Source organism: Aminobacter sp. LjRoot7 (assembly GCF_964252895.1).
GTDB classification, from domain to species: domain Bacteria; phylum Pseudomonadota; class Alphaproteobacteria; order Rhizobiales; family Rhizobiaceae; genus Aminobacter; species Aminobacter aminovorans_B.
This window is the reverse complement of the sequence record NZ_CAXUPX020000003.1, coordinates 410,304-435,085: the sequence shown is the minus strand read 5'-3', so window position 1 is coordinate 435,085 and position 24,782 is coordinate 410,304. Positions and strand designations below refer to the sequence as shown.

Annotated in this window: 21 protein-coding genes and 1 tRNA gene; 11 read left to right on the top strand and 11 right to left on the bottom strand. The window is 62.2% G+C overall.

What is annotated here, in order from left to right; translation table 11 throughout:
- Entirely contained in the window at positions 1–285 is a 285-nt protein-coding gene (locus ACSQ3E_RS11715; protein ID WP_436122817.1) for a hypothetical protein, read from the top strand.
- A gap of 73 nt (positions 286–358) precedes the next feature.
- Complete coding sequence (locus ACSQ3E_RS11710) at positions 359–1,588, top strand: UbiH/UbiF family hydroxylase (RefSeq protein ID WP_436122816.1); 1,230 nt, start codon at positions 359–361, stop codon at positions 1,586–1,588.
- A 3-nt stretch (positions 1,589–1,591) separates the two neighbouring features.
- Here ACSQ3E_RS11710 and ACSQ3E_RS11705 read toward each other — a convergent pair whose 3' ends face one another.
- Positions 1,592–2,554: an AEC family transporter gene (locus ACSQ3E_RS11705; protein WP_436122815.1), complete on the bottom strand. Its 963-nt coding sequence runs from the start codon at positions 2,552–2,554 to the stop codon at positions 1,592–1,594.
- A gap of 266 nt (positions 2,555–2,820) precedes the next feature.
- On the opposite strand from ACSQ3E_RS11705, the gene hspQ reads away from it, so the two are divergent.
- Positions 2,821–3,144, top strand: coding sequence for a heat shock protein HspQ (gene hspQ / locus ACSQ3E_RS11700; protein WP_184767712.1), 324 nt, complete (start codon positions 2,821–2,823; stop codon positions 3,142–3,144).
- A 75-nt stretch (positions 3,145–3,219) separates the two neighbouring features.
- Here the strand turns inward: hspQ and ACSQ3E_RS11695 are convergent, their stop codons facing one another.
- Positions 3,220–3,846: an invasion associated locus B family protein gene (locus ACSQ3E_RS11695; RefSeq protein ID WP_067966575.1), complete on the bottom strand. Its 627-nt coding sequence runs from the start codon at positions 3,844–3,846 to the stop codon at positions 3,220–3,222.
- A gap of 234 nt (positions 3,847–4,080) precedes the next feature.
- Between ACSQ3E_RS11695 and ACSQ3E_RS11690 the strand changes: the two genes are divergently transcribed.
- The 3 genes from ACSQ3E_RS11690 to ACSQ3E_RS11680 all read left to right on the top strand — a co-directional run bounded on the left by ACSQ3E_RS11690 (position 4,081) and on the right by ACSQ3E_RS11680 (position 7,658).
- Positions 4,081–5,901 carry an extracellular solute-binding protein gene (locus ACSQ3E_RS11690; protein ID WP_436122814.1) on the top strand — a complete coding sequence of 607 codons (1,821 nt, stop codon included), beginning with the start codon at positions 4,081–4,083 and terminating at the stop codon, positions 5,899–5,901.
- A 29-nt stretch (positions 5,902–5,930) separates the two neighbouring features.
- Complete coding sequence (locus ACSQ3E_RS11685; protein ID WP_436122813.1) at positions 5,931–6,608, top strand: DsbA family oxidoreductase; 678 nt, start codon at positions 5,931–5,933, stop codon at positions 6,606–6,608.
- A gap of 582 nt (positions 6,609–7,190) precedes the next feature.
- Positions 7,191–7,658 (top strand): GNAT family N-acetyltransferase, encoded by a 468-nt coding sequence (locus ACSQ3E_RS11680; RefSeq protein WP_436122812.1) that lies wholly within the window; start codon positions 7,191–7,193, stop codon positions 7,656–7,658.
- Positions 7,659–7,773: 115 nt separating this feature from the next.
- Here ACSQ3E_RS11680 and mfd read toward each other — a convergent pair whose 3' ends face one another.
- Together mfd and ACSQ3E_RS11670 are read right to left on the bottom strand one after the other, a co-directional pair.
- The gene (gene mfd, locus ACSQ3E_RS11675; RefSeq protein WP_436122811.1) at positions 7,774–11,274 is read right to left on the bottom strand and encodes a transcription-repair coupling factor; all 3,501 of its coding nucleotides are present in this window, start codon (positions 11,272–11,274) and stop codon (positions 7,774–7,776) included.
- Positions 11,275–11,282: 8 nt separating this feature from the next.
- Entirely contained in the window at positions 11,283–11,570 is a 288-nt protein-coding gene (locus tag ACSQ3E_RS11670; protein ID WP_310318685.1) for a succinate dehydrogenase assembly factor 2, read from the bottom strand.
- Positions 11,571–11,662: 92 nt separating this feature from the next.
- On the opposite strand from ACSQ3E_RS11670, the gene recG reads away from it, so the two are divergent.
- Entirely contained in the window at positions 11,663–13,771 is a 2,109-nt protein-coding gene (gene recG / locus ACSQ3E_RS11665; protein WP_436122810.1) for an ATP-dependent DNA helicase RecG, read from the top strand.
- Here recG and ACSQ3E_RS11660 read toward each other — a convergent pair.
- The 5 genes from ACSQ3E_RS11660 to ACSQ3E_RS11640 all read right to left on the bottom strand — a co-directional run bounded on the left by ACSQ3E_RS11660 (position 13,723) and on the right by ACSQ3E_RS11640 (position 19,293).
- Positions 13,723–14,475 carry a DUF502 domain-containing protein gene (locus ACSQ3E_RS11660; RefSeq protein ID WP_310319135.1) on the bottom strand — a complete coding sequence of 251 codons (753 nt, stop codon included), beginning with the start codon at positions 14,473–14,475 and terminating at the stop codon, positions 13,723–13,725. The two genes, recG and ACSQ3E_RS11660, sit on opposite strands and share 49 nt — an antisense overlap.
- Positions 14,476–14,559: 84 nt before the next feature.
- Positions 14,560–16,383, bottom strand: coding sequence for a glutamine--fructose-6-phosphate transaminase (isomerizing) (gene glmS / locus ACSQ3E_RS11655; protein WP_436122809.1), 1,824 nt, complete (start codon positions 16,381–16,383; stop codon positions 14,560–14,562).
- Between the two features lie 146 nt (positions 16,384–16,529).
- Entirely contained in the window at positions 16,530–17,897 is a 1,368-nt protein-coding gene (gene glmU, locus ACSQ3E_RS11650; protein WP_436122808.1) for a bifunctional UDP-N-acetylglucosamine diphosphorylase/glucosamine-1-phosphate N-acetyltransferase GlmU, read from the bottom strand.
- 99 nt (positions 17,898–17,996) lie between these two features.
- A complete protein-coding gene (locus ACSQ3E_RS11645; protein ID WP_310318673.1) occupies positions 17,997–18,743 on the bottom strand; it encodes a cytochrome c biogenesis CcdA family protein in 747 nt (248 codons plus the stop codon).
- A 211-nt stretch (positions 18,744–18,954) separates the two neighbouring features.
- Positions 18,955–19,293 (bottom strand): hypothetical protein, encoded by a 339-nt coding sequence (locus ACSQ3E_RS11640; RefSeq protein WP_436122807.1) that lies wholly within the window; start codon positions 19,291–19,293, stop codon positions 18,955–18,957.
- A gap of 262 nt (positions 19,294–19,555) precedes the next feature.
- On the opposite strand from ACSQ3E_RS11640, the gene ACSQ3E_RS11635 reads away from it, so the two are divergent.
- Positions 19,556–19,631: transfer RNA gene (locus tag ACSQ3E_RS11635), tRNA-Lys, on the top strand.
- Between the two features lie 213 nt (positions 19,632–19,844).
- On the opposite strand, the gene ACSQ3E_RS11630 is transcribed toward ACSQ3E_RS11635, so the two are convergent.
- Both ACSQ3E_RS11630 and ACSQ3E_RS11625 read right to left on the bottom strand, forming a co-directional pair.
- The gene (locus ACSQ3E_RS11630; RefSeq protein WP_182574195.1) at positions 19,845–20,060 is read right to left on the bottom strand and encodes a hypothetical protein; all 216 of its coding nucleotides are present in this window, start codon (positions 20,058–20,060) and stop codon (positions 19,845–19,847) included.
- Positions 20,060–21,379 (bottom strand): S24 family peptidase, encoded by a 1,320-nt coding sequence (locus tag ACSQ3E_RS11625; protein ID WP_436122806.1) that lies wholly within the window; start codon positions 21,377–21,379, stop codon positions 20,060–20,062. Before ACSQ3E_RS11625 ends, ACSQ3E_RS11630 begins: the two co-directional genes overlap by 1 nt.
- A 516-nt stretch (positions 21,380–21,895) precedes the next feature.
- On the opposite strand from ACSQ3E_RS11625, the gene ACSQ3E_RS11620 reads away from it, so the two are divergent.
- From ACSQ3E_RS11620 to ACSQ3E_RS11610, 3 genes are read left to right on the top strand one after another with little or no spacing between them, the layout of a single operon-like run.
- Positions 21,896–22,939, top strand: coding sequence for a YeiH family protein (locus ACSQ3E_RS11620; RefSeq protein ID WP_246340698.1), 1,044 nt, complete (start codon positions 21,896–21,898; stop codon positions 22,937–22,939).
- Positions 22,940–22,980: 41 nt separating this feature from the next.
- A complete protein-coding gene (locus tag ACSQ3E_RS11615) occupies positions 22,981–23,754 on the top strand; it encodes a 5-oxoprolinase subunit PxpA (protein WP_436122805.1) in 774 nt (257 codons plus the stop codon).
- Between the two features lie 17 nt (positions 23,755–23,771).
- The gene (locus ACSQ3E_RS11610) at positions 23,772–24,731 is read left to right on the top strand and encodes an ABC transporter substrate-binding protein (protein ID WP_182574198.1); all 960 of its coding nucleotides are present in this window, start codon (positions 23,772–23,774) and stop codon (positions 24,729–24,731) included.
- Positions 24,732–24,782: the final 51 nt, after the last annotated feature.

Below are 24,782 nucleotides of genomic sequence, written 5' to 3'. Positions count from 1 at the left end.
ATGGACGAACATGACCAAGCATATGGAGCAAATCTGTTGCAGCACGATTGCACGAATTCTCTAGTCATCGTGCCCTCCTGCTTGCCATCGATAGTCTCCCTGCCATTCCGGCACTTAATAGCAGCACCGCTTTCCAGACAAGACGAAAGCCAAGCTGAAAATGTCCCGTTGCTGCACCAGCCCTGCTTCATCCACATCGGCGTCGATGGCCGACTGCATGCCAAGCCGGCTGAAATTCTGCCGGGATGGACGATTGCGACCGAATGGGATGAATCGCCGCGTTGATCAATGGCTTAGCTCTGCAATATACCGGGATAACTGAGGTGCCTCGATAGCACCGGGACAGCATGGGCGGCCGATGAGCGTCGACACGGGAAACCGCATTCTGGTGGCAGGCACGGGCCCTGTCGGGCTGATCTCCGCCCTCGCCTTTGCCGAGGCCGGATTCGGTGTCGTTCTTGCCGGACCGCCGGCGCGTGCCGACGATGGCCGCACTACGGCGCTGATGGTGCCGGCGCTGAAATTCCTGGCCAGGCTCGGCGTGCTCGATTCGCTCGAACCTGATGCATCCCCGCTCAAGGTGATGCGCATCATCGACGGCACGGCGCGGCTCATCCGCAGCCCCATCGTCACCTTCCGCGCCAGCGAGATCGGCGAAGAGCATTTTGGGCTCAATTTCCAGAATCGCGTTTTCAATGCGATCCTCGAAAAGGCGGTAGAAGCCCATTCAGACATCGAATGGCGCCGGGCCATGGTCGACAACTGGGCCCTTGAGCCCAGCAGGGTGACTGCCACCTTGTCGGACGGCACTTCGGCCGAAGCACCTTTGGCGGTCGCCGCCGACGGCCGGAATTCGCCAGCCCGCCAGGCAGCTGGCATCTCGGCATCTGCTCAGTCGCTGCCGCAGGCCGCTTTGGTGCTGAATTTCGCCCACAGCCGCGACCATGCCTTCACCTCGACCGAGTTCCACACCGAAACCGGGCCGTTCACCCAGGTCCCGCTGCCCGGCCGCCGCTCCAGCCTCGTCTGGGTGCTCAGGCCCGAAACGGCGAAGGAATTCGCCAGCCTCGACGATGAGGCACTGTCGCAACGCGTCGAACAGCAGATGCAGTCGATGCTCGGCCGCGTCACCGTCGAGGGCGGTCGCCAGATCTACCCGCTGTCGACATCCTTGCCGCAACGTTTCGCCCAGAACCGCGTTGCCCTTGTCGGCGAAGCAGCGCATGTGTTCCCACCGATCGGTGCACAAGGTCTCAATCTCGGCATCAGGGATGTCGACCAACTCGTTGAAATCGCATCGAAACACCGCGAAGATGCCGGCGCTGCCGAAACGCTGGCAGCCTATGATTCCGCGCGGCGCCCCGACATTCTCGCCCGCACCAGCGCGGTCAACCTGCTCAACCGGTCGCTCTTGTCGGACATGCTGCCCGCCCAGCTTGCACGCAGCGCAGGCCTCAATGTGCTCGGCGGCTTCTCGCCGCTCCGCGCCTTCTTCATGCGCGAGGGCCTGCGCCCCGGCAGTGGCTTTTCATCAGTCGTCGCCGGACTGCGTTCGCCGCGCCGCACGCGCGACGCCTCCACCGACTGAGCCTTACGGGAAGAGATCCGGCGGTAAGATGCCGTGCTGGATCATGTACAGCAGGCCGGTCACCGTCAGCACCGAGGCGCAGGTGGTGACCAGCACGCTCGCCGACGCGCGCTCGACCCACACACCATATTGCTGGGCGATGACGAAGACATTGGTCGCCGTCGGCAGCGCCGCCATCAGCATGGCCGAGAACAGCCAGACCGGCGAGAAATTGCCGACCCAGCTCAAAACGACGTAGCACAGCAGCGGATGCACGATCAGCTTGAGCAGCGCGATCGGCACCATCTCGTGCGGCACCCGCTTCAGTGGCCGCAGCGCCAGCGTCACGCCCATGGCGAACAGTGCGCAGGGTGCCGCCGCGCGCGACAGATACTCGAGAAACCGCTCAACCGGCAGCGGCGGCCGAAACTCCGCATAGGCCGCCAGCACGCCGACTGCTGTCGCGATGATGAAGGGGTGGAAGGCGATCTTCTTGACCACATCGAGTGCCACGCTCATCGGCGAGCGCGGCTCGTCGCCTGCCAGAGCCATCATCATCGGCGCTATGGTGAAATGCATGATGTTTTCGAAGCAGAAGATCAGCGCCACCGGCACTGCGGCCTCTTCGCCAAAGGCGAGCAGCGCCAGGCCCGGGCCCATGTAGCCGATATTGCCATAGGCCGAGGCCAGACCTTTGATCGTCGATTCGGCGATCTCACCGCGCGCCCTGATGCAGGAAGCCGTAAACATCAGCGCGAAGATAACGAAGGTCGAGAACACCGCGCCCAGGATGTATCCCCACTCGGTCAGCCGCTCGAACGGCGTCTTGGCCAACAGCTGGAAAAACAGCGCCGGCAGCGCGACATAGACGATGAAGGTCGTCATCCAGCCGAGTGCTTCCAGCGGCTGCCTGGTGATGCGGGCAACGACGAAACCCATGAAGATCAGCCCGAAGAAGGGCAAGACCAGACCGATCACCTCAGACATCGGCACTTTCCCGCGTTGCGTGCTGGAAAAGGCGCGTTCGCCGCCTGACGGCGACGGATGCGCGATGGAACATGACTACCAGCCGGTATCGTGCTGCCGGACCGGCCGTCAAGCCGCTATGCCATTGAAATAGCTGCCTTGCTGCGCCAAATAGGAAGTTGGAAGGGCGCGATTGGCGGGGCTGGACGGCAATGTCGACCCCAAATGTGTCCTAAGCGATTGAAAGCGCGTGTGATTTGGCAAATCTCCCGCGGCGCAGGTGATCCATGAAGACGGCAAAGTTCTCGATCGGACAGGTGGTGCGCCACCGGGTCTTCCCGTTTCGGGGCGTGATCTTCGATGTCGACCCCGAATTCGCCAACACTGAAGAGTGGTACGACGCGATCCCCGCAGCCGTGCGGCCGCGGCGCGACCAGCCTTTCTACCACCTGCTGGCGGAGAATTCGGAGACCGAATACGTCGCCTATGTCTCCGAGCAGAACCTGCTGGAGGATAGCTCCGGCGAGCCGGTCCGGCATCCGCAGGTCGGCGAGTATTTCGACAAGACCGCAGACGGTCACTACGCCCCCAAGGCGCGCAGCAGCCACTAGACGCAAACACTTGATGCGCAACAAAAAAGCGGGGCTGAAGCCCCGCTTTTTTTCATTTCAGTCCGATCAGGTTGATCAGTTGGCCGTCTTGGCCTTGTCCTGCTCTTCCTTGAGCTTCTTGGCGAAGTCCTCGTTGTTCTTCGACACGAACTCCTGAAGCTTCTTCTGGCGGTCTTCCAGGTCCGACTGCTTCAGCGGCTCGCCATCAAAGGCGCCAGTGAAGCCCGACAGCGAAACCTTGATCGGGTTCGGCTGGTTCTGGAAGTTGATCGAGGTCAGCGTCAGGTCGGTGCCCTTCTTGAACGAGCCGACGAGCGCGTCGGTCAGGGCGATCTCGGCCACGCAACGGTCCGGGAAGCAGATCACATACTCCAGCTTCTGCGCCTTGGCGCCATCGACCTGCAGGCCGATTCCCGGAGGAATCAGGCGGCCGCTCGGCACGGTGACCTGGAACACCTTGCGGTTGACCTTGCCCTTGAGCTCGATCATCGAGATGCCGGTGACCAGCTGGCCATTGCTCGCGGTCAGGATGTTCTGCACGTTGCAGATGTCGACGTCAGCCTGCTTGGAGCAGGCCTTGAACCAGCCCTGCGGCACCTGCTGCTGCTGTGCAGCGGCCGGCGCAAGGCCCGACGCCAGCAGACCGGCAACGCCAGCCGCCAAGGCCGACAGGCGGAGACCGTCGAATTTCTGGCTCGTCATCTTCATGAATTCCTCTCAAACAATCCCGGAACCGGCCCAAGCCGTGTGTCGACGCTACCTGTTGGGCAAATGAGGCAACAGCATGACTTCGCCGCGCGTGTTACACTGCCGCGAGCCGTGAATCCAGCCTGTTTCCGTGCATTTCTTGTGCCTTGCACCAGCAATGGACGGGCCACATACGCGTGCGCTACGCTTCGAATCATCAAAGCTTCCCCGAATTCTTGGAGAATCGTCGTGAGACGCACTCTTTCGCTGCTGGTTGCCACCGCCGCCATTGCAATTCTGGCGCCGCGCGCCGCCCTGGCCGAGCCCGTTCATGGCCTTTCCATGCATGGCACACCCGCCCTGCCGGCCGATTTCAAGAACTTTCCCTACGCCAATCCCGATGCCCCCAAGGGCGGCAAGATCACCTATTGCGTCATCGGCAGCTTCGACAATCTCAACCCGTTCATCATCAAGAGCCTGCGCACCACCGCGCGCGGCATGATCGACACGATCTACGGCAATCTCGTCTTCGAATCGCTGATGCAGCGCAGCGCCGACGAGGCCTTCAGCATCTACGGCCTGACCGCCAAGTCGGTCGACATCGACCCCGAGCGCAAGTGGATCGAGTTCCACCTCGACCCCAATGCCAAATGGTCTGACGGCCAGCAGATCACTCCTGACGACGTCATCTTCACCTATGAGGTCTTCACCGAAAAGGGACGCCCGCCCTACAGCGACCGCATGGCCAAGATCGAGAAGATCGAAAAGACCGGCGACAACAGCGTCCGCTTCACCTTCAATGACAAGGCCGACCGCGAATTCCCACTGATCATCGCGCTGACGCCGATCGTGCCCAAGCACGCCTTTTCCAAGGATACCTTCGATCAGACCACGCTGAAGCCGCTCGTCGGCAGCGGCCCCTATACGGTTGCCGAGGTAAAGCCGGGCGAGCGCATCGTCTTCAAGCGCAATCCCGAATATTGGGCGCGCGACATCCCGTCCAAGCGCGGCTTCGACAATTACGACCAGATCACCATCGAGTATTTCCTCAACGCCGCGGCCCAGTTCGAGGCATTCAAGAAGGGCATCTGCGACACCTTCACCGAGGCCGATCCGGTCAAGCGCGAACGCGGCTTCGATTTCCCCGCGTTCAAGAACGGCGACATCGTCGCCGAGACGTTCAAGAGCGGCCTTCCGCCTGTCGTCACCGGCTTCATGTTCAACACCCGCCTGCCGAAATTCGCCAACCCTGAGGTTCGCCAGGCGCTCGGCATGCTCTACGATTTCGAGTGGGCCAACCGGAACCTGTTCGCCGGCAAATATGAGCGCACGGTCAGCTACTGGCAGGGCTCGGAGCTTTCCGCCTACGGCGTGCCGGCCAACGACAAGGAAAAGGCGCTGCTGGCGCCCTTCCCCGATGCGGTGCGCCCCGACATCATGGACGGCACCTGGCGCCCGCCGGTCACCGACGGTTCCGGCCAGGACCGCAAGGTGATGAAACAGGCATTCGAGCTGTTCAAGGCCGCCGGCTACACCTTGCAGGGCGGCAAGATGCTCGATGCCCAAGGCGCACCCTTCGCCTTCGAGATCCTGACCTCGTCCGAGGCCGAGCAGCGGCTCGCCGCCCTTTACCAGCGGACACTGGAAAAGCTCGGCATCGCGGTCACCATCCGCGCGCTCGAAGCTGACCAGATCCAGTCGCGCAAGCAGGCTTTCGAATTCGACGCGCTGATCGGCGTCACAGGCTTCACCGGCACCCTGTCGCCGGGCATCGAACAGATCGGGCGCTGGGGCTCGTCGTCGGCCCAGAAGCCCGGCTCGTTCAATCTTGCCGGTGTTTCCAGCCCCGCCGTCGACGCGATGATCGATGCCATGCTCAAGGCGCGCGAGAAGGAAGATTTCGTCGCTGCGGTGCGTGCCCTCGACCGTCTCTTGATCTCCGGCAACTACATGGTGCCGTTCCAGCACAATTCCGAGCAGTGGATCGCATTTGCGAAGAGACTAAAACATCCGGAAAAAACACCCATATTTGGCTATCAATTGCCGGTCTGGTGGAGTCAGGGCGGTTAAATCGAACTGCTTGAGCTAAGGACTTTTCCATGACTGAACAGAACCAGATCACCATCGACGTCGTCTCGGATGTCGTCTGCCCGTGGTGTTTTCTAGGCATGAAGCGCCTCGAAAACGCCCTTGCCAGCCTGCCCGACATCAAGGCCGAGGTGCATTGGCGCCCGTTCCAGCTCGACCCGACGATCCCGCCCGAGGGCAAGGAGCGCAAGGCCTACATGCTGGCGAAGTTCAGCGACGAAAACCGGCTGAAGCAGGTCCACGCCAACCTTGTTTCGCTGGGTGCCGTCGAAGGCATCGCCTTCGACTTCGACGCTATCACCGTTGCACCCAACACGCTCGACGCCCATCGCCTCATCCGCTGGGCGGCGGCATCGGGATACGGCGTGCAGGACAAGCTCGCCCGTTCGCTGTTCAGCCTCTATTTCGAACAAGGCAAGAACATCGGCGATCATGCCGTGCTGGTCGAGGCAGCGCGTGAAGCAGCTATGGATACAGCGGTCGTCGAATCGCTGCTCGCCACCGATGCCGACCGCGACGACGTCACCAACGAGATCGTCACCGCATCGCGCATGGGCATAACAGGTGTGCCGTGCTTCCTGCTCGACGGCAAATACGCCGTCATGGGCGCCCAGGATTCAGCAACCCTCGCCGACGCCATCCGCCAGGTCGCAGCCGAAAAGGCAGCCGGCGAACCGACGTTGAACTGAGCCTGACGGGGCGGTTGCGGCCCGAACGGTTGTGCACGACGTCCAAAGCCCCTTTCGTTTCGGCGATGGGGGCTTTTTCGTTATGGCGATAGGCCAGTGCCCGTATTGGGCGGCCCGCAGCGGATCCTATTGCTTTCATGAGCACCGGTGCCCGTTCAGAGCCGGCATTGGACCGTAACCGCCTTCACCGGCATCACGGCATGGATCCCCGGGTCTCCGCAGTTCGCTTCGCTCCTGCTCCGCCCGAGGATGACGAAACCGTGGAGGCTCGGGGCTAGTCTCCAAGGTTGGCGCTTGGCTGCACTAGATTTTTCTGCCAGTCACCGGCATCGACGATTAGCTGCGCATCCCCATGCCTTCGTCATCCTCGGGCGGAGCAGGAGCGAAGCGAACTGCGGAGCCCCGGGGATCCATGCCGTCCACCTCAACGAGGAGCGGTCATGCTCTGTGATGGAGCAGAGGGCCTTGCCGTGCTCGCAACGACGCAGAAGAACCACCTCAGCCGCCCGCCCAAGCCACCCTTGGCGTGAAGCAGCAATTGGGCTACGCAAACAACGTCGATTCCTCGAGTTAATTTCGGCAATGCAAGACATTGTATCCAGGCCCTACACTTCCGACGATCTTGCCGCCTGTCTTGCGATATTCGACAGCAACGTGCCGACGTACTTTGCCCCAGAAGAGCGCGCAGACTTTTGCCGGTTTCTGGAAAGCATCGCCTCAGAGGGCTGGCCCTATCTTGTGCTCACAACCAAGGGTTCGATCATTGGCTGTGGCGGGCTGGCTGTCGAGCCAGAACGGAAGCGCGCCAGTCTGGCATGGGGAATGGTCGACAAGGCGTCTCACGGACAGGGACTTGGAACCAATCTCACACTAGCCAGATTGGAACTGGCCCGTGCGATGCCTGATATCGCCGAACTGACGCTGGACACGAGCCAGCACACCCATGGCTTCTACGAAAAATTCGGGTTCACCGTCTCGAAAGTCACACCCGATGGCATCGCTCCGGGGCTGGATCGCTGGGACATGACGCTGCGGCTAACGAAAGCCTGATCGGTCAAGCCGGGCGCTTAGCCGGCTCCGATCGGGATTCCCCGCCACCAAGTGCGATGCCTCGACGCGGCCCCGGCACCTAACGATGCCGGTCACCAACCCGAGCAAACTCCCCTCAAGCCGCCTGTTCGGCGAGCTTGGCCAGTTGCGTCATGATGACGGCCGAGCCGGCAAGGCGCTTTTCCGGGTTCGGCCAGTCGCGGGCAAACACCACCGAATGGTCCGGCCTGATCTTGGCCAGCGAACCCTGCTCGGCAATGTAGCGCACCAGGCCTGCCGGATTGGCGAATTCCTTCTTGCGGAACTGCACCACCACGCCCTTCGGCCCGGCATCCAGCTTCTCGACATTGGCCTTGCGGCACAAAGCCTTGATGAAGACGATCTTGAGCAGGTGCTTGACCTCTTCCGGCAACGGGCCGAAGCGGTCGATGAGCTCGGCGCCGAAACCGTCGATCTCCTCGGTATTCTCGAGGTCGCCGAGACGGCGGTAGAGTGCCAGCCTCAGCTGCAGGTCCGGCACATAGCTTTCCGGGATCATGACCGCCGTGCCGACCGCGATCAGCGGCGACCAGCCGGTGTCGATGGCTTCGCCGCTGCCGCGCAGCTCGGCCACCGCCTCTTCCAGCATCTGCTGGTAGAGCTCAAAGCCGACTTCCTTGATGTGGCCCGACTGCTCCTCGCCCAAAAGGTTGCCGGCGCCGCGGATGTCGAGATCGTGGCTGGCGAGCTGGAAGCCGGCGCCCAGCGTGTCGAGCGACTGCAACACCTTGAGCCGGCGGTCGGCGGTCGTCGTCAGCGTCCGGTGGGCCGGCAGCGTGAATAGCGCATAGGCGCGCACCTTGGAACGGCCAACGCGCCCACGCAGCTGGTAGAGCTGGGCCAGGCCGAACATGTCGGCGCGGTGCACGATCAGCGTGTTGGCGGTCGGGATGTCGAGACCCGATTCGACGATCGTCGTCGACAGCAGCACGTCGTACTGGCCGTCATAGAAGGCGTTCATGATGTCGTCGAGCTCGCCGGGCGGCATCTGCCCATGCGCCACCGCCACCTTCAGCTCCGGCACCGATTCCTGCAGGAACTGGTGGATTTCGGCGAGATCGGCGATGCGCGGCACGACATAGAAGCTGTGGCCGCCGCGATAGCGTTCGCGCAGCAGCGTCTCGCGGATGACCAGCGGGTCGAACGGCGAAATGAAGCTGCGCACCGCCATGCGGTCGACCGGCGGTGTGGCGATCAGCGACAGCTCGCGCACGCCCGTCAGCGCCAGCTGCAGCGTACGCGGGATCGGCGTCGCCGACAGCGTCAGCACGTGCACGTCGCTCTTCAGCTCCTTGAGCCGTTCCTTGTGCTTGACGCCAAAATGCTGCTCCTCGTCGATGATCAGCAGGCCGAGGTTCTTGAACTGGATCGACGAGCCCAGCAACGCATGCGTGCCGACGACGATGTCGACGGTGCCGTCGGCGATGCCTTGTTTGGTCTCGGCCAGCTCCTTGGTGCCGACAAGCCTGGAGGCCTGCCGCACCTTGACCGGCAGGCCGGCGAAACGCTGCGTGAACGTCTTGAAATGCTGGCGCGACAACAGCGTCGTCGGCACCACCACCGCGACCTGAAAACCTTCCATGGCGGCGATGAAGGCCGCGCGGAGGGCTACCTCGGTTTTTCCAAAGCCGACGTCACCGCAGATCAGGCGGTCCATCGGTTTGCCGGCGCCAAGGTCCTCCATCACCGAATCGATGGCGCTCTGCTGGTCGTCGGTCTCCTCGTAGGGGAAGCGTGCCGCGAACTCGCCATAGACACCGTCAGGCGGGTTCATCGCCGGTGCTTCGCGCATGTGCCGTTCGGCGGCCAGCTTGATCAGCTGCCCGGCCATTTCGAGCAGGCGCCGCTTGAGCTTTGCCTTGCGCGACTGCCAGGCGCCTCCGCCGAGCTTGTCGAGTTGCGCCTCGGCCGAGTCAGAGCCGTAGCGCGACAGAAGCTCGATGTTTTCGACCGGCAGGAACAGGCGGCCGTCGGAAGCATAGTGGATTTCGAGGCAGTCATGCGGCGCACCCGCCGCCTCGATGGTCTTGAGGCCGACAAAGCGGCCGATGCCATGGTCGGCATGGACGACGATGTCGCCCGACGACAGCGACGAGGCCTCGGCGATGAAGTCTGCGGCACGCTTGCGCTTCTTCGAGCGCCGGATCAGCCGGTCGCCGAGAATGTCCTGCTCGGCAACGACGACGAGGTCGCCTGACTCGAAGCCGGCCTCGATCGGCAGCACCGCGAGTCCCGCTTCGCCCGGCTTCAGCGCTTCGACCTCGGCGAGATTCGCCACGCGCTTAAGATTGCCGAGTTCGTGCTCGTCGAGGATCTGCGTCAGCCGGTCCAGCGAGCCTTCGGTCCAGCCGGCGACGACGACGCGGCGCTTGGCGGCGCGCTGGTCGGCGATGTGCCTGGCCACCACGTCAAAGACATTGGCATTGGGGTCGGCGCGCTCCTCGGCGAAGCTGCGGCCGGCATGCGAACCGGCGTGCAGCACCTTGCGTCCGCTCGAAAACGGCGTGTCGAAGGGCGTCAGTTCCGCGTTGACCTGGTCGGCCAGCGCCGTGAACACCTCTTCGGGCGACAGATACATCTGATCAGGCGCCACAGGCTTGTAGGGCACAGCGTCCTTGAGGCCCTTGCCCTCGCCCTGCTTGCGGCGGGAGTCGTAGTGATCAAGGATCAGCGCATGGCGCTCGCCCAGCGCCTCGCGCGCCAGATGGTCGAACACCACGGGCGCGTCAGGCAGATAGTCGAAGATCGTTTCAAGATGCGAATAGTAGAACGGCAGCCAGTGCTCCATGCCGGCAAAGCGCCGGCCCTCGCTGACCGCAGCGTAAAGCGCATCGTCGCGTGACGGCGCGCCAAAGGCCTCGATGTAGCTGCGGCGGAACTTGCTGATCGACTCGGGCGTCAGCGCGACCTCGCTCATCGCCTGCAGCACCACCTGATTGCGGCTGCCTGTCGTGCGCTGGCTGGCGACGTCGAAGGCACGGATGGTCTCCAGCGTGTCGCCGAAGAAGTCGAGCCGCAGCGCGTCAGCTGCACCCGGCGCATAGAGGTCGAGGATGCCGCCGCGCACGGCAAACTCGCCGACGCCTCGCACCGTTGGCACCCGTTCGAATCCGGCGCGCTCCAGCCGCGCCACCAGCCCGTTCATCTCGACCTGGTTGCCCGGCTTGGCACGCAATTCCTGCGCTTCGATGGCCGCAGACGGAGGCACGCGCTGCAAAAGCGCATTCGCCGTGGTCAGCACGATCGCCCGGTGCGGTTCTTTCCTCAATGCGATCATCGCCGCCAGCGCATCGAGCCGGCGCGCCGCCGTGTCCGAACCCGGCGAAACGCGGTCGTAAGGCAGGCAGTCCCAGGCCGGCAGTTCCAGCACCGGCAGGTCGGGCGCAACGAAGGCCAGCGCTTCGACGATCTGCGGCAGCCGCTGGCCGTCGCGCGCGACAAACAGCAGCGGCCTGTCGGGTGCTGTCTCGGCCGCCGCAATGGCGAGCGCGAAGGCCTCATAGCCGTCGGCGACGCCGTCGACGATGAACTGTCCGGCGCGACCCTTGGGCAGGCCGATTGCTTTGGTCAGGCTCATGATTTCACTCAGGCTGTGAATGCGCCGCGCGACGCCACGATCTGGCGGTAGACGTCATGGTCGACTTCAGCCGGCACAGGATGCTCGCCGATGATCCACGACAGCAGTTCCTTGTCGGTAATGTCGAGCAACACCTCGTAGAGGTCGAGCTCGCTATCGCTCAGCCTGTCGATGTTGGCATCGGCGAAACTGCCGAGGATCAGGTCCATCTCGCGCATGCCGCGATGCCAGGAGCGGAACAGCAGCTTGCGCCTGCGCGTATCAAGCCCTTCGCTCGAGCGTGTCGATCCGGTCATGTCAGCAATCCTCTGATGTCGAGGCGCATATAGCGTGGATAGCCGGCCATGTCAGCCTTTGCCCGGGCTGCCGCAACGCATAAGCTGACACGATGCGTCCATCCCTGCTCGATCCCTTGTTCTCGCCCATCACCTCGCTTGCCGGCATCGGACCGAAGGTCGCCGTGCTGATAGAGAAGGTCGTGCCTGCTGATCTGGGTGACCGGTCCGCCCGCGTCGGCGACCTCGCATTCGTTTTGCCCAACAGCGTCATCGACCGGCGCAACCGTCCCGGCATCGCGCTCGCCGCCGAGGGCGCCATTGTCACGCTGGAGGTCCGCATCGACCGCCATCACCCGGCTCCGCGCGGCAATCGCGCGGCGCCCTACCGCGTCTTTGCCCATGACGACACCGGCGAGATTGCGCTTACCTTCTTCCATGCGCATGCCGCCTATCTCGAAAAGGCGATGCCCGAGGGCGAGAAGGTCATCGTTTCCGGCCGCATGGAGTGGTTCAACGGCCGGCCCTCGATGGTCCATCCCGACCACATCGCCCTTGCCAGCGAGGCCGACAAGCTGCCGCTGGTCGAGCCTGTCTATCCGCTGACGGCAGGCCTGTCCGCCAAGGTGCTGCGTCGCGCCATCGGCCAGTCGCTAGAACGCGTACCATCCTTGCCCGAATGGCTCGACGCCGACGTCATGCGCCGGCAGAGCTTTCCCGGCTTCGCGGCGTCACTGCAGCGCGTCCACAACCCAGTCGATCCGATCGACGCCTCGCCCGAAAACGCGGCCTGGCGCCGCCTCGCCTATGACGAGTTGCTTGCCGGCCAGGTGTCGCTGGCGCTCGTCCGCGCCCGCGTGCGCAAGCTGCATGGCCGACCGCTGACCGGCGACGGCCGCCTCGTCAACGCGCTGCGCGCGGCGCTGCCTTATCAACTGACCGGCTCGCAGCAGTCAGCGCTCGAAGAGATCGACGCCGACCTCGCCAAACCCGAGCGCATGCTGCGCCTGCTCCAGGGCGACGTCGGCTCGGGCAAGACGGTGGTGGCGCTCCTGGCCATGGCCCGCGCGGTCGAGGCCGGCGGCCAGGCGGCACTGATGGCGCCGACCGAAATCCTCGCCCGCCAGCATCTCGCAACAATCGCCCCCTTGGCCGAACGCGTCGGCATGCGCGTCGCGATCCTGACCGGCCGCGAAAAGGGCCGCGACCGCGCCCAGACCCTGGCCGGGCTCGAAGGCGGCGAGATCGACATCGTCATTGGCACACACGCTCTGTTCCAGGAAACGGTTACCTTCCGCGACATGGCGCTTGCCGTCATCGACGAGCAGCACCGCTTCGGCGTGCACCAGCGCCTCGCCATGAACGCCAAGGGCCAGGCGCCCGACATGTTGGTGATGACAGCGACGCCGATCCCGCGCACGCTGGTGCTCACAGCCTTCGGCGACATGGACGTGTCGCGCCTGACCGAAAAGCCCGCCGGCCGGCAGCCAATCCGCACCGTCACCATGCCGCTCGAACGCATCGACGAGCTCGTCGGCCGCATGCGCGACGCCGTCGCCGAAGGCCAGAAGGTCTACTGGATTTGCCCGCTCGTCGAGGAATCAGAAGAGATCAAGCTGATGTCGGCCGAGGACCGCTTCGCCTCGCTTCAACCGGTATTCGGCAGCAGGATCGGACTCGTCCACGGCCGCATGAAGGGCGCCGAGAAGGACGAGGCGATGCGCGCCTTCAAGGAGGGCGAAACGCGTGTGCTGATCGCCACCACCGTCATCGAGGTCGGCGTCGACGTGCCCGACGCCACCATCATCGTCATCGAGCACGCAGAGCGCTTCGGCCTCGCCCAGTTGCACCAGCTGCGCGGGCGCGTCGGTCGCGGTTCCAAGCCGTCGTCCTGCGTCCTGCTCTACAAGGATCCGCTCGGCGAAACCGCCAAGCGCCGCCTGTCGGTCATGCGCGACACCGAGGACGGCTTCCTCATCGCCGAGGAAGACCTCAAGCTGCGCGGCGAAGGCGAATTGCTGGGCACGCGCCAATCCGGCACACCGGGCTTCCAGATCGCCCGCATCGAGGCGCATGCCGACTTGCTGGAGATCGCCCGCGATGACGCGCGTCTGATCCTTGCGCGCGATCCCGAACTGGTGTCGCCGCGCGGCGAGGCGCTACGCCTGCTGCTTTACGTGTTCGGCAGGGACGAGGCCGTGCGCTTGCTGAGAGCCGGCTGAGGCAGGCTACCGGCAGGCGGATTGCCGATCGGGCCTTCGATCGCCTTGCCCTTCGCGCCCGCGCTCGGCAGTTCGGGCACCACAAGGCCAGCCGAGACGATCAGCTTGGCGCCGTCCTCGATGCTCATGTCGAGCAGCACGACCTCGGAGCGATGCACATACATCAGGAATCCGGTGGTCGGATTGGGCGTGCACGGCATGAACACCCCAATCAGCGGGTCGCCTTCCTTGTCGAGCTTGTCGTTGATCTCGGTCCGCTTTTCGTTGCCGACGAACACGATCGACCACACGCCCTTGCGCGGATATTCGACCATGCCGACAGTCCGGAACATGTCGCTCTTGTTCGATAGCGCCGTCTCGAACAGCTGCTTCAGCGTCTTGTACAGGCCGCGCACCAGCGGCGTCCTGTTCAACAGCCGCTCGCCAAACCCGACGATGGCGCGGCCGATGAAATTGGCGGTTAGAAAGCCGATCAGCGTGATCATCACCAGCGCCACGATCAGCCCGAATCCAGGCACCCGGATCGAAAGATAGTTGTCCGGATTGTAGGTCGCGGGAATGTAGGGTTTCACCCACGAATCGGCCCAGCCGATGAACGACCACACGATGTAGATGGTCAGCACCAGCGGCGCGCAAACGACAAAGCCGGTGAGGAAATAGTTCCTCAGCCGTGCAATCGCTGAAGGTCTGTGGCCGTCCGACATCATTCACCGCCGCATGTTTGCAGCGCAACATTAGTCAAGCGCGCGGCGCTTTGGAACACCGATCTTGGTAGGGGGGTGGAAGCCCTACTCCACCGTCACCGACTTTGCCAGGTTGCGTGGCTGGTCGACGTCGGTGCCCATGAACACGGCGGTGAAATAGGCCAGCATCTGGATCGGCAGCGCGTAGATGATCGGCGCGATGAACTCGGGAACGTCAGGCAGCACGATGGTCTCGAGCGTCTTCACCGTCGCCTGCGCAGCACCCTTCTGGTCGGTGATCAGGATGATCTTGCCGCCGCGCGCCGCCACTTCCTGCATGTTCGACACTGTCTTTTCGAAGATACGGTCATGCGGGGCGATGACGATGACAGGCATGTTCTCGTCGATAAGCGCGATCGGTCCGTGCTTCAGCTCGCCGGCGGCATAACCCTCGGCATGAATGTAGGAGATTTCCTTGAGCTTGAGCGCGCCTTCCATGGCGAGCGGGAAATTGGTGTCACGGCCGAGATAGAGCACGTGTTTGTACGAAGCGAGCTCACGCGAAACTTTCTCGATCTGCTTGTCGAGCTTAAGCACCTGGGCTGCGTAGCGCGGCGTTTCCGACAGGCTGCGCACCAGCGCCTTTTCTTCATCCGCCGTGATCGTGCCGCGCTGCGAGGCGGCCCGGATGGTCAGCGCCGCCAGCACCGAAAGCTGGCAGGTGAAGGCCTTGGTCGAGGCAACGCCGATTTCGGGCCCGGCAAGGGTCGGCATCACGACGTCGGATTCGCGCGCCATGGTCGATTCGCGCACGTTGACGATGGCGCCGATCGGCACGCCCTCCTTGCGGCAATAACGCAGCGACGCCAGCGTGTCGGCGGTTTCGCCCGACTGCGAGACGAAGAACGCGGCGCTCTTCTTCGAGATCGGCATCTCGCGGTAGCGGAACTCCGAGGCGACATCGATGTCAACCGGCAGCCGTGCATGGCGCTCGAACCAGTATTTGCCGACCAGCCCGGCAAGATAGGCCGTGCCGCAGGCCGAAACCGCCAAGCGGTCGATGTCGGCGAAATTAAATGGCAAGTCGAGCGGCTTCGAGGTGCCTTGCGTGAAGTCGAGATAATGCGCCAGCGTGTGCGAGATCACCTCCGGCTGCTCATGGATTTCCTTTTCCATGAAGTGGCGGTGATTGCCCTTGTCGACGAGATAGCTGGTGCCCACCGACTGACGCCGCTGGCGCTCCACCGGCGTGCGGTCCATCGTGTAGATCTGGAATTCGTTGCGGCGCACCACCGCCCAGTCGCCGTCTTCGAGATAGGTGACCGAATTGGTGAAGGGCGCCAGCGCTATCGCGTCCGAGCCAAGGAACATCTCGCCATCGCCATGGCCGACAGCCAGCGGCGGGCCGTTGCGCGCGCCGACGATCAGGTCTTCGTCACCCTTGAACATGATGGCGAGCGCGAAGGCGCCGTTGAGCCGCTTCAGCGCCGCATGCGCCGCGTCGACCGGCTGGGTGCCGCGGGCCAGTTCGCGCGCGATCAGATGCGCCACGACTTCGGTGTCGGTCTGCGACGTGAACTCGTAGCCGTCGGCCATAAGCTCTTGGCGCAGCTCGGCAAAATTCTCGATGATGCCGTTGTGGACGATCGCCACGCCGTTGGAAAAATGCGGATGCGCATTGGTTTCGTTGGGCACACCATGGGTTGCCCAGCGCGTGTGGCCGATGCCGATATTGCCGTCCAGCGGTTCGGCCTTGAGCCGGCGCTCGAGATTGACCAGCTTGCCCTCGGCGCGGCGGCGCGCCAATTCGCCGTTCTCGATGGTGGCGACACCGGCGGAATCATAACCGCGATATTCAAGCCGCTTCAGCGCATCCACGATCAGCGGCGCAACCGGCGCCTGGCCGACGATTCCAACGATTCCGCACATGATTTTGCCCCGTCCAATCCCTCAAAACCCTGTCGGCCTTTTAGGCAGCGCAGCAGCCAAGCGGAAGTCACATTCCGTTTCGCAACGTATCAGCCGCCCGGCCGGGCAAGACGGATCATCCATGGCACGGCAGGATTGAAATGCCGTTACTTTGCACCCGCCTTTTTCGCCGCGGCCGCAGAGGCGAAGCGTTCGCGCAATTCCTTGCCCTTGCCCGGCAGGGTCTTCTGCCTGGCACGGCCAAAGGCCAGCGCATCCCCGGGCACCTCCTCCGTAATGACGCTGCCCGAGGCGACATAGGCGCCGGGCCCGATGACGATCGGCGCCACCAGCGACGAATTCGAACCGATGAAGGCACCCTCGCCGATGTCGGTGAAGAATTTTGAGTAGCCGTCATAGTTGCAGGTGATGGTGCCCGCACCGATATTGGCGCCGGCGCCAACGCGCGCATCGCCGATATAGGTCAGGTGGTTGACCTTGGCGCCCTTCTCGACCGTCGCCTTCTTGACCTCGCAGAAATTGCCGACCTTGGCTTTCTCATGCAGCTCGGCACCCGGGCGCAGCCGCGCGTACGGCCCGACCTCGGCACGCGGCCCGACATCGGCGCCTTCGAGATGGCTGAACGCACGGATGACCGCGCCATCGGCAACCTTCACGCCGGGGCCGAACCAGACATTCGGCTCGACAAGCACGTCCGCACCGATCTCCGTATCATGCGAAAAATAGACAGTTTCGGGCGCAATCAGCGTCGCGCCGCCAAGCATAGACTGGCGGCGGCGGCGCTTCTGCCAGATCGCCTCGGCTTCAGCGAGTTCGGCCCGGTTGTTGATGCCGAGCACGCTTTCGAAACTCGCTTCGGTGGCAACGACCGTCAGGCCGGCTTTGTCGGCAATCTCGACGATGTCGGTGAGGTAGAATTCGCCCTTGGCATTGGCATTGCCGACCTTGTCGAGCAGCTTCAGCGCATCCTTGCCCGCAATCGCCATCAGCCCGGCATTGCAGAACCCGATCTTGCGCTCCTCGTCGGTGCAATCCTTGTCCTCGCGAATGGCGACCAGGCGCCCATCCTTCTCCAGCAGGCGGCCATAACCCGCCGGGTTCGGCGGCCGGAAACCGATGACGACGACGGCAGCACCTTCGGCAAGCTTCTGCCGCGCCAGGGCAAGCGAATCGGCCTCGACCAGCGGCGTGTCGCCGAACATCACAAGTATGTCGTCATGGCCTTTTGCAATCGCCTCCCGCGCCGCCAGCACCGCATGCGCGGTGCCCAAGCGTTCGGCCTGGATGAACACATCGGCCTTCGGCGCGAAGGTTTCGGCGGCCTTTCGCACCTTATCGCCGCCATGTCCGACGACCAGTGCCACGGCATCGGCACCGGCGCTCTCGGCAGCTCGGGCGACATGCGCAACCATTGGCAGGTTGGCGATCTGGTGCAGCACTTTGGGTGTCGCACTCTTCATCCGTGTACCCTCGCCGGCGGCAAGGATGATCGACAGGCAGGTTCTCGAGGTCATGGCGTCGTCCGGATTGGAAGAAGGCGGCTGGATTCGGCCACCTTTCTAGCATTGCTGGCAATTGCCTCCAATGCACACCGATTTCGACGGTTTGAAGGATCAGCCGAGCTGGCCGAGCACCGGGAATCGCTCAAGCAGCCAGTAGGATGCCGTCTGCACGCCGCCGGTCAGGAACAGCACGCCGGCGACCACCAGCAGAGCGCCGATGGCCTTTTCGACCTTGCCCAGATGGACACGGAACTTCTGCAGGAAGCGCATGAAGGCGCCGGAAAACAGCGCCGCGATCAGGAACGGAATGCCAAGGCCGAGCGAATAAACAGCCAGTAGTGCTGCGCCCTCGCCCACAGTCTCGCGTCCGCCGGCCAGCGTCAGGATCGGTCCCAGCACCGGCCCGATGCACGGCGTCCAGCCGAAAGCGAAGGCGAGGCCCATCAGATAGGCGGCGAGATTGCTCGCCGGCTTGCCTTGCGACTGGAACCGCGCCTCACGCGAAAACAGCGGAATGCGCAGGATCCCAAGGAAGTTGAGGCCCATCAGGATGATCAGCACGCCGGCTGCCATCGCCAAGGGCTCCTGCCAGGTGCGCAGCAGCTGGCCGATGGTCGATGCGCCGGCCCCTAGCGCCACGAAGACGGTGGAAAAGCCGAGCACGAAGCAGGCTGACGCGGTCAAGAGCGCGCCGCGGGCGCGGGAAACCGTCGCCGTCCCGCCTTCGGCCCTGAAATCGTCGACCGAAACGCCGGCCATGTAGCAGAGATAGGGTGGCACCAGCGGCAGCACGCAAGGCGACAGGAATGACAGGGCGCCTGCCCCCAAGGCGCTGAGATAACCGACGTCCAATGCCATTCAATGCCGCTCCACACTATGCAGGGCCGCTATAGCGGCAGCGGCAATCAGGTACCAATCACCATTTTGTGGCAGACGGGCCAGTTGCTTCCGGCCCGACGCGAATTTCTTCGGCGTTCCTGCGCCGGGTATTGCCTATATGCCACTCTATTCGGGGCCCGGTCGACGCCTAATCTGCCCGTGAAGTGATCAGGCTTACACGTGGCCAGCCTTATTCGTGGATCGTGTACTCGCCGAGTTCGCAGAGGTTCTGCTTGTCCTCGGTCGTGTCGAGGTCGGAGCCTTCCTCGAATTCGAAGCGCATGTCGTATTCGCAGACGCTGCGGCCGTCGGCGATGGTGATCTCCATGCTTTCACCCGCGCCCAGCGTGTCGCGGCCGAAGATGTCGTCTTCCCACTTGTCGACTCCGACCGGCGAGGCATAAAAATTCGTCAGCACCGACGACGTTCCATTCTTCAGGGTAAAGACAAGGTCTTCTGCCTGGGCAACGGCGGGAAGAACGGAAGCTGCGACAACGGAAGCAACGGCGAGTTTCAAAAGGATGCGCATCTATCAAATGTCCAAAACGATAAGCCCGATATTGGGCTCCCGATGTCTAGCAGCGCGGCCTGACGCCAGCAATATCACCAACAGGTAATATTACGCGTTTGAAGCGCTCCCAGAAAACGCGGAGCGAGTTGAACTGCGGCGTCAAGGCACCGTTGCCGACCGCTATTCGACAGCCTGTTTGCAACAGCGTTTTTCCGGTTGACCCGCCGAGGCACTCTCCCTATGTTCCGCCGGAATTTCGAGGCCGCCGCGCGGCCTTCGGGAGCGCGTAGCTCAGCCGGTAGAGCAACTGACTTTTAATCAGTAGGTCCAGGGTTCGAATCCCTGCGCGCTCACCACAAAAACCAAATAAAACCAGATGCTTACATCGCCGTCGCCACTGACCTGAATCGAGGAAGCAGGCCGATGGGTGCAGTATGGGTAACATATTTGAAGGCCCGGCTGCAGGTGCAACCGGGCCTCTCAAATGTCTCAGCCCAATATGAGCAAGTGACTCGCGTAGCCGGCGCCAACGGTCACCCAAAACAGCAGATCAAGGTAGCTCATGCCGCCTACCCCTGATCATCGCGCACCGCGTCCAGCAAATCATGCTGTTGCCCCGCCAAGCCAATGGCGAGCACCATGCAACTTGCTAGACCGCTGGCGACCTGCTGTGTCGTCATGCCGCTGACCTCATTGATGGTCGACGAAGCATGCGCACATACGGCCAATAGCCCCAACAGATGCAGGGAACGGTCGATGTCCTCAGATGTCACCGCCGCCTTCATCAGTGGATGACCTTGACGTCGTTGGAAGCCACGAAGGTGCGCATGATCGTTCCGTCGGGCATCCGGTGCGCACGCTCGGCATAGGTGAGCTTTTGAGCCTGCCGCCGCATTTCGGCCGCGCGTTTGGCCAACATCTCGCCATCTGTGACCACCGGCCCCGGAACATAGTCCGCCGGCGCCACTTCACAATGCCACACGGCCAGCACGTCCTTGCGCTGATAGGTAATGCGTGTTGGCGGGTTGAGCATTTCGACCACGTAAGCGTCTTCTGTCTGGGAGACGAGGCGTTTGACTTTCATGACATGGTCGCCGCTCGACACATTCGCCGGATCACGGAAAACCACGACGAACCCGCCTGGCTTCAAGGACTGTTGTCTATCGACGAAAAGACGTGAGCCATCTGCAATGAGGGGTTCACAGCAACTGCCGGCGCCTACCATTGAGAAGCGGTCTGGAAAGAACTCAGGCAGCACTGCTGGGTTGCGGACGTCGGAGCGTGCGCCGCGCTCGGAGAGCGTTTCCGAACTCATCCAATATAGTCCATCCTCATCCCCGACACCGCTTTCAGCAGGATCAGCCTCCAACTCATTGTCGCCAAGCTGGCAAGCCTCAGTGTCGTTATCGTCCTCGCCAGCGCGCCAACCTGTTCCTATGCCGACAAAGCCGAGGCTGGCCTCGTACTCATCCCTGGCCTGCAGGACCGCCTGCGAGCCATCACCCCAGCCTAGCGAATACTCGTCGTCTTGGTCCGGTTCGCGCTCGTCATCGTCTTCACGATCATCCCCAGATGCGTCACCTTTGGCCCATTGCTCCTGATTATGGCTCCGGTCATGGTAAACAGCGCCGCTCCGGGGCTGCTGAACGCCACAAGCAATGAACTCCCGCGACGAAGGATGGCTTTCGGCTGCGGCCAGGCACGGCTCATTCTCGCCATCGGCGACGACTGCAATCCCTGTCGACCATCCGTTTTGCGCCCCGTCCTTGGATCGTCCATGACCAAGGGGCCGCGGATGGTTTTCAGTCGCCCCGAGCGTTGGCTCGGCATCTGCCCAGTCGGCTTCACGGTCGCTGTCCTGGGACATGTCACCGCATGCCGGCTGAGCAGCATTCGGCCAGCCAAGCCAAGGTTCGTCGTCGGAGTTGTCTTCAAGGTCGGGGTCAGGCTCCATGGTGTCGAGCATATCTATCAAGCACTCGATGGTGGCCGATATGGAAAGCCGGTGGCCTTCCTTGCAGGTGACAAAGACGAACCCGCCGTCGACTTGGAGCTTCGGCATAAAATCGGGGGCGTCATGCCCCCCATTTGTGTGAAGGGTCATTTTTCAGTACTCGCGGTTTTAGACCGACCGTCACAGTCGGTGGAGGGACCTTCCCGTCACAGAAAGGCCTTCCGCGCTGGTGGCGGACCAGCAGCCGGGGGGTGACACCTGCCGCGAGACAGGTCGAACGATTTTAAGGGTCACCCCTCTGGACATAGCGTTCGCCCCCGGCCATATTCAGCCGAGTTGGAACGCCCGCCAAGGCGTATCCGGTGGCACATTACGGCCCGCCAAGGCCATGTGCGCCTCAGCAGCACCTACGACGCCAATCGTGGTTCCTGCTTATCGCGGTCAGGTTGTCACACCCGCGCCTACCTTCATCTGATTTGCTTAAGATTGCAAGAACGCCCTCCGGGGCGCCTCTTTGCGCATGGAAATTTAGCTCCCGCCACCTTTCGGCGCGCGGGGCCGTTTCGTGCTCCATTAATCGACCTGTCCGATTAATTTGACAAACACAATGCGTTGGAGCGGCTTTTGAAAAAATGATCTCCTCGATTTAATATCTGGAGAAAAAAATTGTCCGTCGACCTTGCCGATAACCGCTTGTCGCTTCCACAGGCGCCCATGAAAAAGGGCGACGAAACGCACAACGTGATCCGGCCTGGTATTGTGCTAGCCTGCACAATCGCAGGCGCTGGGTTCTCCCTAAAGCAGCTACCTGGCATGGCGTTGCTCAGCCCGCTGATACTGGCTGTGCTAGTTGGAATCGTATTCTCTAATACGGTCGGCGTGATGGCCAATGCCAAGGCGGGCATTGCCTTTTCACAGAAGACGTTGCTGCGTGCCGCTATCGTTGCGCTCGGCTTCCAACTCACGGCAACGCAGATTGTCTCGATTGGCGTGCAGGGAATTGTTGTCACAGTAATTGCTCTCGTCACAACTTTCGGGTTCACCATCCTGTTGGGCCGCTGGATGGGGGTCGATCAAAAGCTAACTGAACTGATTGCCGCAGGAACGTCTATCTGCGGCGCATCTGCAATCGTTGCCACCAATGCCGTGACGAATGCTCGAAGCGAGCAGGTCGCCTATGCAATCGCTTGCATCACTTTGTTCGGCACTGTCGCCATGCTATGCTACCCCCTGCTGATGGGTAGCTTCGGCCTTGATCAGCATGCTTTCGGGCTGTGGGCCGGCGCTTCCATTCATGAGGTAGCGCAAGTGGTTGGCGCAAGCTTCCAGGGCGGTCCCCAAGCGGGCGAGATCGGCACCGTCGTCAAGCTCGCACGTATCGCCATGCTCGCGCCCATGGTCATCGCTCTTGGCGCTATTGCCATGCACCGCAAGGGTACAGCGGAGGCCAAGCGCCCGCCGCTCCCTTGGTTCGTTTTCGCCTTCGTCGGGGTTGTTGGTCTGAACAGCCTGGTAACGATACCCGCTGAGGCGACGGTACTGTTGAAATCGGTCACCACATGCCTTCTGTCGGTCGGCTTGGCCGCGATGGGGCTGGGCACGAACGTTGCCGAAATCCGCAGGCATGGTTGGCGCCCGTTGGTTCTGGCGCTGTCGGCTTCCCTGTTCATCGCAGGACTCAGCCTCGCGTTGATCAAGATCGAGTACTAAGGGACACATTGGCGCAGGGTAAGTGGTGGAGGTATCAGGTCGTGGCGCTGGTTAATCTGAACGCAGATATGGGAGAATCGTTCGGTCGGTATAGGCTGGGCAACGACGAAGCGCTGATCAAGCATGTTCTTTCGGCCAATATTGCCTGCGGGTATCATGCTGCTGATCCAGGTACTATCCACGCCACTGTAAAGCTCGCAAAGGACCATGGGGTCGAAATAGGTGCGCATGTCGCTTATCCCGACCTGGCTGGTTTCGGCCGTCGCAAGATGGGGTTGAGCGAGCAGGAAGTGTTCGAGATAACCGTATATCAGATCGGCGCGGTGAAAGCATTTTGTGCAGCGGAGAATGTTCCGCTGAACCACGTCAAACCGCATGGCGAGCTTTATCTCGCGGCGGCTGTCGATCCGGAAGTGGCACGGGGCGTCGTGCGTGCTCTGAAGGCTGTCGATGACAGCCTTCTTCTTTTTCTTGTCGGTCCTATCGTTGATGCCGCATGCCGAGACTTGGGCATCATGATGGTCAATGAGGGATATGTTGACCTCGATTACAATCCGGACGGCTCGCTATACTTGGACAAGAAACGCGAGGCGCGGGACCCCGCCGAGGTTGCCCGTAACGCAATTTCGTTGGTCGAAGAGGGCGGTCGTCTCGCCCTCGATGGATCATCTTGGATAGTCCTGCCTACGCAGACCATCTGCATGCACGGAGACATGGCCAACGGTATCGAACTCGCCAAGAAGACGCGGGAAGAACTGCAGAACAGAGGACATAGAGTAGTCAAGTCGCGCCTTGTGGCGTTGGCTTCATTGTAAAACATCGGGAGGAGTCAATGAATTTTAGAACACTTTTGACGGCGCTGATTTTCGGCGCCGCTATTTTATCTACTGCCGCATCGGCGGAACCAGTTCGGATTTTCGCGGGCTCCAGCCCCACGTTCGCCCCGGTCTTTGTGGCCGACCAACAGGGCTACTTCAAGGAGGAAGGATTGGAGGCTGTGGTGAGGCCTTTCCCCTCTGGCGCTGAGGCTATTGAGGGTTTCCGATCTGGCGCGGCCGACTTCCTCGTCGCTGCCGATGTGCCTCTGTCGTATCTTCTTACGGGAGGCGACGTCGTTATGGTCGCGCAGTTCTCTCAGAGCTCGCACTTTATGGTTGTTGTCGGACCAAAGGAAAAGATGGAAGCTGCCGACATCAAAGGAAAGAAAATTGGCCTGGTCTCAAAATCGGCTGGGGAATACATGCTGAGCCGTTTCCTGGACAGCAAGGGACTGACATTGAACGACGTCGAGCGCATCAACCTCGCGCCCTTCGACCAAATCTCCGCCCTCGTTCAAGGCGACGTCTATGCCGTTTCCTCATGGAAGCCTTTCGACCAAAAGATGGTACAGCTAAGTCGCGGCGAAATGATACCAGCCGCCTGGAACGGCCAAGTCGGCTTCGACATTTACTCCGGAATAGTAGCCAAGCGCGAGCTGTTGGAGAAGCAGCCCGAGACGGTGGAGAAAGTGGTGCGCGCACTGCTTAAGGCCACCAAATATCTCGAGAAGTCCGGAGGCGTAGAAGCCAACGCCGCGGATTTGGCTGCTTATCTCAAGGCCCCGCCCGCCGATGTCCAAAGCGTGCTCGAGACTAATAAATGGGACATGCACGTTAGTAAGGACTTCCTGGACGGAATGAAGTCCGTTGGCCAATTCTTGGAAAGTCAGAAGCTGATCGCCGCGCCGATAGATTGGCAAAAGGCATTCGACTGGACTGCCTTGAAGGCAGTGGACGCCAGCCTAGTCCAATAGGAGGCGAATAGCCTCACATTGATGAGCCGCAACGATACCAGTTCCCCTGGT

Bases quoted from the DNA above. Each gene is read 5' to 3' on its own strand.
- ACSQ3E_RS11715 (WP_436122817.1), top strand. From the start codon at position 1: ATGGACGAACATGACCAAGCATATGGAGCAAATCTGTTGCAGCACGAT.
- ACSQ3E_RS11710 (WP_436122816.1), top strand. From the start codon at position 359: ATGAGCGTCGACACGGGAAACCGCATTCTGGTGGCAGGCACGGGCCCT.
- ACSQ3E_RS11705 (WP_436122815.1), bottom strand. From the start codon at position 2,554: ATGTCTGAGGTGATCGGTCTGGTCTTGCCCTTCTTCGGGCTGATCTTC.
- hspQ (WP_184767712.1), top strand. From the start codon at position 2,821: ATGAAGACGGCAAAGTTCTCGATCGGACAGGTGGTGCGCCACCGGGTC.
- ACSQ3E_RS11695 (WP_067966575.1), bottom strand. From the start codon at position 3,846: ATGACGAGCCAGAAATTCGACGGTCTCCGCCTGTCGGCCTTGGCGGCT.
- ACSQ3E_RS11685 (WP_436122813.1), top strand. From the start codon at position 5,931: ATGACTGAACAGAACCAGATCACCATCGACGTCGTCTCGGATGTCGTC.
- ACSQ3E_RS11680 (WP_436122812.1), top strand. From the start codon at position 7,191: ATGCAAGACATTGTATCCAGGCCCTACACTTCCGACGATCTTGCCGCC.
- mfd (WP_436122811.1), bottom strand. From the start codon at position 11,274: ATGAGCCTGACCAAAGCAATCGGCCTGCCCAAGGGTCGCGCCGGACAG.
- ACSQ3E_RS11670 (WP_310318685.1), bottom strand. From the start codon at position 11,570: ATGACCGGATCGACACGCTCGAGCGAAGGGCTTGATACGCGCAGGCGC.
- recG (WP_436122810.1), top strand. From the start codon at position 11,663: ATGCGTCCATCCCTGCTCGATCCCTTGTTCTCGCCCATCACCTCGCTT.
- ACSQ3E_RS11660 (WP_310319135.1), bottom strand. From the start codon at position 14,475: ATGTCGGACGGCCACAGACCTTCAGCGATTGCACGGCTGAGGAACTAT.
- glmS (WP_436122809.1), bottom strand. From the start codon at position 16,383: ATGTGCGGAATCGTTGGAATCGTCGGCCAGGCGCCGGTTGCGCCGCTG.
- glmU (WP_436122808.1), bottom strand. From the start codon at position 17,897: ATGACCTCGAGAACCTGCCTGTCGATCATCCTTGCCGCCGGCGAGGGT.
- ACSQ3E_RS11645 (WP_310318673.1), bottom strand. From the start codon at position 18,743: ATGGCATTGGACGTCGGTTATCTCAGCGCCTTGGGGGCAGGCGCCCTG.
- ACSQ3E_RS11640 (WP_436122807.1), bottom strand. From the start codon at position 19,293: ATGCGCATCCTTTTGAAACTCGCCGTTGCTTCCGTTGTCGCAGCTTCC.
- ACSQ3E_RS11630 (WP_182574195.1), bottom strand. From the start codon at position 20,060: ATGAAGGCGGCGGTGACATCTGAGGACATCGACCGTTCCCTGCATCTG.
- ACSQ3E_RS11625 (WP_436122806.1), bottom strand. From the start codon at position 21,379: ATGACCCTTCACACAAATGGGGGGCATGACGCCCCCGATTTTATGCCG.
- ACSQ3E_RS11610 (WP_182574198.1), top strand. From the start codon at position 23,772: ATGAATTTTAGAACACTTTTGACGGCGCTGATTTTCGGCGCCGCTATT.